This is a genomic window from Nocardiopsis halotolerans DSM 44410 (assembly GCF_000341065.1).
GTDB lineage: Bacteria > Actinomycetota > Actinomycetes > Streptosporangiales > Streptosporangiaceae > Nocardiopsis > Nocardiopsis halotolerans.
This window is the reverse complement of sequence record NZ_ANAX01000111.1, coordinates 1-6,414: the sequence shown is the minus strand read 5'-3', so window position 1 is coordinate 6,414 and position 6,414 is coordinate 1. Positions and strand designations below refer to the sequence as shown.

Below are 6,414 nucleotides of genomic sequence, written 5' to 3'. Positions count from 1 at the left end.
GCGGCGCGGGCCATGAAACCCGCGAAGTGGTTGGCCAGGCCCGCCCGCTCCTCCTCCGGTGCGATGGCGGCCTGGTCGAAGGTGTCCCTGAGGTCGGCGTCCATGAGGGTCGAGCCGTCGGGGGCGAACACGCGCAGGCCGGTCGCGGGCAGGTACTCGGCGCGCAGCCCCTGGCGGGAGCAGGCCTCCACCAGAGCGGTGCCGAACTCCGCGTACATGCGCTCGGGGTCGAGCTGTCGCGCCTGCTCCAGCCGGGAACCGAGCCAGTCCGGGATCTGGTCCTGCGCGCGGGGGAAGCTCGCCAGCTCCTGGGCGTAGACGAGCGGGCTCGTCCCGGGCGGGAGGTCGGGCTCGGTGTCGTGGTTGTACTCGACGTCGAACTGGTGTGTGTGGTGGACCGAGATGATCATGGAGAGCCAGGTGCCCTTGCCCTCCTGGAAACCGGATCGCTTGAGCGCGGCGACCACGTCGGCGACGCCGTCGGGCACCTCCACCTGTCGGACCTGTCCGTCCGCCTCCTGGACGGCGAGCATGTCGCTGCGGAGGGCGCCGATCATCCTGGCCATGTAGGTGAGCTGCTGCCATCCCTCGGGGGTGACCGCGACCAGTCGCCTGGCGAGGTCCTGGAGGAGTTCACCCTGTTCCAGGGGACCGGGGGCGTGGGAGGTCATGTGTGACTCCGTGTCCGTGTGGGATCGTGCGACGGAATTAACGCACCATTCTTATCTTGCCCAAAGGACAGACCGTAACCGGACCCACACCTAACGCTGTTCATCGCACGTCGTCTGGGAGCCGCGTATGGCGGGCGTTGCGGGAGGGCGCTCAGCCCGGGAGGGCGTCGAGGTAGACCCAAACCCCGTCGTGGCGCACGAAGCGGCTGTGCTCCTCCAGCACCCCCTCGTGTCCGCCCTCCCGGTGGACCGCACGGAAGGCGACCGTGCCCTCGTTGTGGAAGGGGGTGCCGCCCGTGCTGGACAGGATCTCCAGGCGTACCCACTCCGTCGCGGGTTCCAGGTCCAGGCGGCGCGGCCTGGTACGCGGGTGCCAGCTCCTCAGGAGGTAGTCGCGGTCGCCGACGGCGAAGGCGCTGTAGCGCGAGCGCATGAGCCGTTCGGCGGTGGGGGCCGACGCCTCACCGCGGTGCAGACGGCCGCAGCAGTCCCCGTAGGCCNGGGGGAGCCGCAGGGGCAGGGTGCGGCGGCGTCGGGTGCGGAGGGACGGCGGTTGCGTGGTCTGCGCTGCGACATGCCTCCCATTGTGACGCCCGTCGGTGCGGGCGTCGTCCCGAACCCCGCGAGCGGTGTACCGGCGGGGCTCCGGCCACGGAACGCCTCAGGAGCGGAGAAGCCCCGCGCCGCAGGGCTTTCGGGTTGCACGCCGCACTCGGCGGCCGGGATGATACGCCCGTCGCATCCCGTGATCGAGAGGCTTCCCCGTGACGGACACACCCCCCATCGACACGACCGTGGCACACTCCGCCAGGGTCTGGAACTACTGGCTCGGCGGCAAGGACCACTACCCCGTCGACCGCGAACTCGGCGAGCAGGTGGAACGCGCCTTCCCGGAGATCGTCGAGATCGCCCGCGCCGAGCGCGAGTTCCTCATCCGCGCGGTCACCCACCTGGCCCGGGAGGAGGGCGTCCGCCAGTTCCTGGACATCGGCACCGGACTGCCCACCGCCAACAACACCCACGAGGCGGCCCAGGCCGCCGCGCCCGAGGCCAGGGTCGTCTACGTCGACAACGACCCCATGGTGCTCGCCCACGCCCGGGCCCTGCTCACCAGCAACGCCGAGGGAAGCACCCACTACGTCGACGCCGACCTCACCGAACCCGGTCCCCTCCTGGACCAGGCTCGCCGGCACCTGGACTTCACCCGGCCGATCGCGCTCACCTTCCTGGGCACCCTGGGCCACTACCCGGTGGAGGAGAGCACCTACGCCCTGGTGCGAACCTACCTGGACGCGCTGCCCTCGGGGAGTTTCCTCGCGATGTGCGACAGCACCGACACCGGACCGGAGATCGTGGCGGCCACCAAGGCGTGGAACGAGGGCGCGACCGCGCCCTACCACCTGCGCACGGTCAGGGAGATCGAGGCGTTCTTCGAGGGTCTGGAACTGCTGGAGCCCGGAGTGGTGTCCATCCCGTTCTGGCGGCCGGCGCACGCCGAGGTGGGCCGGGCCAAGGAGATCGCCCAGTACGGCGGCGTCGCGCGCAAGCCCTGATCCGGACGCCCGCCCCTCCGCGGCCCCTCCGGACCCAGGCGATGGAATCGGCGGGGAGGGAACTCGCGGGTTTTCGTCCGAGAGGAGCACCCGCGGGCTCCCGGCCAGGAGAACGTACTCCGGTAACCACATCACGGCATTTCGCGCCAACCTCCCACGGAGGGAGGGCCGATGTGCTTGCATGTTGCCCCGCACTCCCTTCCCCCACCCGATCAGGAGGCCTCCGTGACAGGACCGGCCCGGTGCGGCACCGGTACGTTCGTTCCCAGTACCATCGACGGCCCCCGCGCGTGGGCCGAGGAAGAGCACGTGACGGGAACCGTGTGATGCCCGGCTTCTCCTGGCGCGCCCGTCTGTCCGCCATGGACGAGGGGACCGGGGAGGAGAGGACCCTCGGCTCGGCGTTCCTCGTCGGTTCCCGCCACGTGGTCACCTGCGCCCACAACGTGGAGCGCGTCGACGACGACACGTGGGTCCGCGTCCTCTTCCCTCTGGCGGGCGACGACGGCGATCTTCTGGCACGGGTCGTGAAGCGGGCGAACCGGCGTGCCGGGGAGCCGGACGTCGCCGTCCTGGAGCTCTTCCAGGACACCCTCATCCCCTCCGCTCCCCTGCTCTCCATCGACACCCTCCCCCTCCCTGATCCCACCCGACTCGTTGCGGACACCGCCAGCGAGGGCTACGACGTCCAGCTGTCCGCCCTGGGGTTTCCCACCGGGGCCGCCCGGGGAACACCCGGGGACGGCCGCTCCTCGGAGAAGGTCTTCGACGACGCCAAGGGAGCCGTCCTGCAACTGCTCACCACCTTCGACCAACGGGTCACCCAGGACAGGTGGCAGATCAGACTCCTCCTCGGGGAACCGGGGACGATCAGGCACGGCTACAGCGGCGGGGGAGCCTATCTCACCAGGGCGTGGTGGCGGGGATGGGAGTCGTGTTACGGACATGTCGTCGGCATGGTCTGCACCGGGGACGAACGTGTGGAGGGGCAGAGCGGAACACTGATCTCCCTGGAGGCGATCGCACGTGTCTGGGAGGAGATCGACGACCACGTCGACCTGGGGTGGCTCGACACGGCCGCTCGCCGGGAACTGCGCCCGATCGTCACGGAGCTCGCCGACGAGGTCGACTTCGCGAGGGTCCACGAGGTGAGCGTTCCCCACTTCCAGCACGACCCCGACGCGGGCTCGCGCCCCTCATCTCCCTGGCAGTGGGTACGCCACACCGCGGAGAAGGGCATGTCCGCCGACCGCGCGGACGACCTCCGCAGGTTCCTGAGGCGGGTCCACGACCATCTCCCGCCCGACCGGCGCGGCGAGCTGGGCGCCTGGCTGGCACGCCACCACGGAGAGGAGCTCACCCATCCGGTCGCCCCCTCCTACGTCACCGTGGTCGCCCACAAGCTGCTCTACGACGGCACCTACACCGTCACTCTCAGGCGTGAGGACGACGGCGTGCCCGGCGAGCCCCTGGAGCTGACCGGGGTGTCCGAGGACGGAATCCGGGCCTCGGTCGAGAGACACCTGAACGCGCTCCTCCTCGACCACGGAAGGCGGGACGCGAACACGCTCTTCGAGTTCGTGGTGCCGGTCCCCCTGTTCCACCAGGACTTCGAACTGTGGAACCTCACATCCTTCATGCAGATCACCGACCGCTACCCCGTGGTGGTCTCCGCCTCGGAACTCCACATGACGCTGTACCAGGGAGCGGAGACCGCCTCCGACGACGAGACCGGAACCGCCTTCCACCGGAACGCGGCGACCAGGCAGCGGTGGGACCGGCTCCAGGCCCAGGGCAGTGCCGGAGCCGAGGTCTTCGCGTGCACCAAGGCCACCGACCGGGTCAAGACCAAACGCAAACTCAACGCCTGCTTCGACAAGCACGCGCTGATCCACTCCACCCGCGCCCGGGATCCGCACCTCGAGGGCGCGCTGGACGCCGGTGTGCCGATCATGCTCCTGCCACGCCGGGCCTGCGGCCACGAGTCCCACGACGACTGTTCCGGTGCGCGCCGGGCCGAGCAGCTCAAACGCCTGGTCGAGGCCACACCGTTCGACAAACTCGCCGTCAAGGTCCACGACGTGCGCAGACAGGCGCTCGGCGAGGATGACGAGGAGGAGCACTGCGGCCACGAGCTCTCCCTGGTCGTCAACGACCCCGAACGCATCGACCACAACACCGATCCCCCCATGTACATGGCAAGTGAGGACCCGGTATGACGGACTGGCGTATCTTCCGCGGCACCCAGGAGCCCCACGAGTTCGAGGGCCTGCCCGAGGCTCCCCCGTGGCGCGCCTTCGACGGGGGTCCCCCGCTCAGGCACCCCGAGTGCGCGGACCACCCCCACGCGGCGGTCTCCTACCTCGCCTCGGAGGAGGCGATCGAACAGGTCAACACCGCCCTGTACCTGCGCCGCCCCCTACTGGTCACCGGCCCGCCCGGGGCGGGCAAGTCGGCTCTGGCCGAGGCGGTCGCCTACGAACTGGGGCTCGGGCCGCTGCTGTACTGGCCGATCACGAGCCGGGTGACCCTGCGCGACGGCCTGTACCGGTACGACCCCCTCGGTCGCCTGTACTCGGCGAGCCGGGCGGACACGGCTCGGGAGGAGGACGGGGGCTCCGCGCCGGAGGAGCGCATCGGGGACCACATCCGCCTGGGCCCCCTGGGAACGGCGCTGCTGCCCTTCGAGAAACCGCGTGTGCTCCTCATCGACGAGATCGACAAGAGCGACATCGACCTGCCCAACGACCTGCTCACCATCTTCGAGAAGGGCTCCTACGAGATCCCCGAGCTGATGCGCGTGCGCGCCACCACGTCGGCGCGGCGGGCACGGGACTCCGGGAGGGGCGGCGGTTCGGAGGCGGTCCACGTGCCCGGAGTCGAGGTGCTGACCGCCGACGGCACCTCGTCCGTGACCATCACCTCCGGCAGGGTCGAGTGCCGTGCCTTCCCGCTGGTCATCATGACCAGTAACGACGAGCGCGAGTTCCCCCCGGCCTTCCTGCGCCGCTGCGTCAAGCTGAGGCTTCGACTGCCCGAGGAGACCGGGGAACTGGCCGCCATCGTGCGCGAACACCTCAAGGACCTTCCCGAGGACGTCCGTGAACAGGTCGACGAACTGGCCCGCGACTTCCTGACCATCCGGGAGAACGGCGGCGTCCTGGCCACCGACCAACTCCTCAACGCCGCCTACATGCGCTGGCACACGGTCGGGGACCAGGTCATGACCCGGGAGCGGCTGGCCGAGAAACTGATGCATCCGCTCAGCGAACGGGGATGAGCCGGGTGTCCTTCGACGAGCGCCTGTGCGCCCTGCTCCGCGAGGCACCGCCCTCCGAGCTGGGCGGTCCCACTCCCCTGGAGATCGCCGAGACCCTGTGGCTGGGCGCCCACACCGCCCGGTCCGCCCCCGCACGCGCCGTGTCCCCGGAATCCGTACGCCCACCGTCCGACCCACCGTCTCCCCCACCGGCCGGGGACCGGGAGAGGGGGGAACGGCGGAAGCATGCGGGACGAACGGCTTCCCGCCTCCCCCGGTCGACCGGCCACGAGGGTCCGCCCGCCCCGCGCACGGCCCCCCGGGGGAGGGAGGAGAGCGTCGAGAGGGCGGAACGCATCCTGGAGCTCCACTTCCCTCCGGCTCCCGGAGCGGGCAGGGGCGTTCCCGCCACCGGAACACGCGCCCCCGTCCCACCCATGCTCGACCGGGCCCTGGAACTACAGCGCGCGTTGCGTCCGCTCAACCTACGGGTTCCCACGGCCGCCGCCGAGGTCGTGGACGAGGAGGCCACCGCCCACCGCGTCGCCGACCGGCCTCCGGGAGACCCCCGACCGTGGGTGCCCGTGATGGTGCCCGCCCAGGAGCGCTGGCTGAACCTCCTCCTCATCGTGGACACCGGACCGAGCATGGGGCTGTGGCGGCCCCTGGCCGCGGAACTCCACGCCCTGCTGCACGGCATGGGGGTCTTCCGCGACGTCCGCATGGGTTACCTCGTCAGCTCCCCCTCCCGGGCGGGGTTGGGCGTGGCGTCGACCCCCCAGGGCCCTCCACAGGACCCGGCCACCGCGATCGACCCCTCCACGCGCCAGGCCGTGCTGGTCCTGAGCGACTGCTCGGGGCCGCACTGGTGGTCCGGGCGTGCGGGGTCCGTGCTGCACCTGTTGGCCCGCCACGGTCCGACCGCCGTCGT

Annotated in this window: 3 protein-coding genes and 3 pseudogenes; 4 read left to right on the top strand and 2 right to left on the bottom strand. The window is 70.8% G+C overall.

All coding sequences use genetic code 11. From position 1 onward, the window contains the following. Positions 1-671: pseudogene (locus tag D455_RS0108830) on the bottom strand (hypothetical protein); the annotation flags it as partial. 151 nt (positions 672-822) lie between these two features. Continuing rightward, a pseudogene (locus D455_RS0108825) lies at positions 823-1,247 on the bottom strand (YchJ family protein). A gap of 188 nt (positions 1,248-1,435) precedes the next feature. Here D455_RS0108825 and D455_RS0108820 point away from each other — a divergent pair. The 4 genes and pseudogenes from D455_RS0108820 to D455_RS0108805 all read left to right on the top strand — a co-directional run. Beyond that, the gene (locus D455_RS0108820) at positions 1,436-2,224 is read left to right on the top strand and encodes an SAM-dependent methyltransferase (protein ID WP_017570370.1); all 789 of its coding nucleotides are present in this window, start codon (positions 1,436-1,438) and stop codon (positions 2,222-2,224) included. A 326-nt stretch (positions 2,225-2,550) separates the two neighbouring features. Next, a complete protein-coding gene (locus D455_RS0108815; protein ID WP_017570369.1) occupies positions 2,551-4,443 on the top strand; it encodes a VMAP-C domain-containing protein in 1,893 nt (630 codons plus the stop codon). Next, entirely contained in the window at positions 4,440-5,504 is a 1,065-nt protein-coding gene (locus D455_RS0108810; protein ID WP_017570368.1) for an AAA family ATPase, read from the top strand. The genes D455_RS0108815 and D455_RS0108810 overlap by 4 nt, the downstream gene beginning before the upstream one ends. Further along, positions 5,501-6,414, top strand: a pseudogene (locus D455_RS0108805) (hypothetical protein); the annotation flags it as partial. The gene D455_RS0108810 and the pseudogene D455_RS0108805, both read left to right, overlap by 4 nt.

Coding starts and splice junctions, on each gene's coding strand:
- D455_RS0108810 (WP_017570368.1), top strand. CDS start 4,440: ATGACGGACTGGCGTATCTTCCGCGGCACCCAGGAGCCCCACGAGTTC.
- D455_RS0108815 (WP_017570369.1), top strand. CDS start 2,551: ATGCCCGGCTTCTCCTGGCGCGCCCGTCTGTCCGCCATGGACGAGGGG.